3 protein-coding genes are annotated in these 2,576 nt (G+C 69.8%); 1 reads left to right on the forward strand and 2 read right to left on the reverse strand.

The window, feature by feature from the left end; genetic code table 11:
• On the forward strand, window positions 1-404 hold a 404-nt coding region (locus tag U9980_RS11020), incomplete at its 5' end, for a sirohydrochlorin chelatase (RefSeq protein WP_416210230.1).
• Here U9980_RS11020 and cobA read toward each other — a convergent pair.
• The gene (gene cobA, locus U9980_RS11025; protein ID WP_322767828.1) at window positions 382-1,716 is read right to left on the reverse strand and encodes a uroporphyrinogen-III C-methyltransferase; all 1,335 of its coding nucleotides are present in this window, start codon (window positions 1,714-1,716) and stop codon (window positions 382-384) included. The genes U9980_RS11020 and cobA overlap by 23 nt on opposite strands.
• 355 nt (window positions 1,717-2,071) lie before the next feature.
• Window positions 2,072-2,446: a hypothetical protein gene (locus U9980_RS11030; RefSeq protein ID WP_322767829.1), complete on the reverse strand. Its 375-nt coding sequence runs from the start codon at window positions 2,444-2,446 to the stop codon at window positions 2,072-2,074.
• Window positions 2,447-2,576: the final 130 nt, after the last annotated feature.

The following is a 2,576-nucleotide window of genomic DNA, read 5'->3' on the forward strand; positions in this document are numbered from 1 at the left end:
CCATCGGTGCCGAAAGCAACGGTGCCGGAGACAACGGGCAGGCCCGCTGGGGTGCGGTGGAGCCAGCGTTTCTGGAGCTGGCCCAGCCCGACATCGTCGCCGGCTACGGGATCCTGACCGCGGCGGGCTGCACCGAGATCGTCGTCCACCCCTTCTTCCTGTTCGAGGGCAACCACACCACGCACGACATCCCAGCCGCCCTCGCCAGGGCGCAGGAGCAGTTCCCTGACACCCGTTGGTGCCTGACCGCACCGCTCGGCCTGCACCCGGGGGTGCTGGCCGCGGTCGCCGGCCGCATCGAGGACGCGCTGACCGGCGACCATCCGGGAAACGATCAACTGGCTGGCAATTCTGTCAGCGCTGTCAGCGCCGGCGCCGCGCTCAGCGCGATCGGGCCTCGGTAACAGCCGTGACGACAGCGGCGGCAAGCGGGTAGATACCAGGCTCGGTTGCCACGGCGTCGACTCGCAGGCCGGCCCGCTGACATGCAGTTACCGTTCTTACGCCCATAGCCACGACCAGGATCCCGGGCGGCAGCGGACCGTAGAGCGCCGCCGTCGCCCGAGCCGCGGTCGACGACGCGAACGCGACCGCGTGCAGGTCACCGTGGTACAGCTCCTCGGCGATGCGCGGGTCGGGCTCGGCCTCGACGTCGGCCTCGACGTCGGCCACCGGACCGGGACGCGACACCACGGTCTCCACCGCGTCCGCGCCGAGAGCGCGCAGTCGCGCAGCGAGCAGACCCGGACGCGATCTGGTCCGCGGAACGAGCACGCGGACACCCGCCAACGGATACCCGGCGCCGCTCGGCCCGGCACCGCTCGCCCCGGCGCCACTCGGCGGACATTCATCCCCACCGGGAGGCGGAGTGATCCGCGCCGGGGCGTCGCAGCGGGCCGCGACCGCACCGATCACCACCACCGCGGGCGAACGGACACCCAGGGCGATGGCATCGACCGCGATCATGTCCAGAGTGCCGCGGACGACGCGCTGGGCCGGCGTGGTAGCCCGTTCGATCACTGCGACGGGTGTGTCCGGTAACCGTCCTCCGTCGATAAGCGCGGCGGTGATGTCAGCGAGCCGCGCGACGCCCATCAGGACGACAACGGTCATCCGGGATGCCCCGAGCGCCGCCCAGTCCACGCCTGAGTCCGGATGCCCGGGCGGCAGATGGCCGGAGACGACCGCGACATCCTGGGCGACACCACGGTGGGTGACCGGGATCCCGGCATAGGCAGGACCTGCGAACGCCGAGGTCACCCCGGGGACGACGGTGCATGCCACCCCGGCGAGCCGGCAGGCTTCGGCCTCCTCGCCGCCACGTCCGAGTACGAACGGGTCCCCGCCCTTGAGTCGGACGACCAGGTGACCGGCAAGCGCACGATCGACCAGCAGCGCGTTGAGGTCCTCCTGGGTCCGGGTCAGCGCGCCGGCGCTCTTACCACTGTAAATGATCTCCGCATTGGGCCGGACGAACGCAAGGACCTCAGCGGACACCAGGCGGTCGGTGACGACGACGTCGGCCCTGCCAAGCAGGTCCCGGCCACGGATGGTCAGCAACCCCGGATCCCCCGGCCCGGCCCCAACCAGCCAGACCTCCCCCGGGACCCGCGCCGGCCCGTCCCGCCCCGGCCCACTCGCGGCCCGCTCTCCCCCAGCCCGGTCTCCCCCAGGCCCGTCCCCCTCGCCATCGTTGTGTGCCCGGCCATCGCTCATCCCTACGACGCTACCGCCCTGGAATCTCTGTTGACGCCTACGCTCACACAGTCGATCATCAGCTACAGCCTGCCTCCTGAGGGGGGATGGGAAGTGAGGCCGGGACTCCCGCCGGACGACGGGACCCGGCCTTCGCGCCGTCCGGGTGCCATACCAGGAGTCACCGCAACGTCCTCGGCCGGACTGGCGCTGGCCACGAGATCCGTGGTCCAGCTGACGAGACAACTTGACTACCCTGACGAGACAACGCATGCTTGTATCAAGCCCGCCTCCTGCTGGGGGGATGGGAAGTGATGGCCGGGACCCCGCCGGACGACGGGACCCGGCCTTCGCGCTGTTTTGGGATGGCTGTTCGTCATCGCACGGGAATCTCAATCGTCATCACAAGATGCTTGATACCGGTGACGAACTCGTGCTGGCCGTCGCGGGCGGCCGATACCGCCCCGGCGACCGCATCAGCAATCCACAGCATTGGTTCGGCCAGCGGCGAAGCATGGCCTACATATAGGCCGGTCGGCATTATCCGGCTACCGCGAAGCGCCTCGACCATCGCGAGATCCTTGCCGTTCAGAGATGATGTTCGTGACTCGAGCAGCACACGCGCCACCGACATCTCACCGAGTTCGTACATGAGCCGCTCCATGCACATGCGCCGGGCCCGCTCCTGCTTCTTGCGATCGACCGGCGCGCCCACGACGACGACCGCCGCCAGATCAGCGCCCGCCACCAACGAGACGACCTTCCGTCTGCGCGGCGCATCCTCGTCCCGCCAGTGCAACCGTTGCTGGCGCCGTCCCAACAGAGACCTGAGACTGTCACGCATGGGCGGGCACGACGACACCTCGGCGACAGCTGCAGCC

Origin of the sequence: Protofrankia sp. Cr1, from assembly GCF_963555865.1 — a bacterium.
GTDB lineage: Bacteria > Actinomycetota > Actinomycetes > Frankiales > Frankiaceae > Protofrankia.

What these genes read in the sequence shown, in the direction of transcription:
- cobA (WP_322767828.1), bottom strand. Translation starts at nt 1,716, where the DNA reads ATGAGCGATGGCCGGGCACACAACGATGGCGAGGGGGACGGGCCTGGG.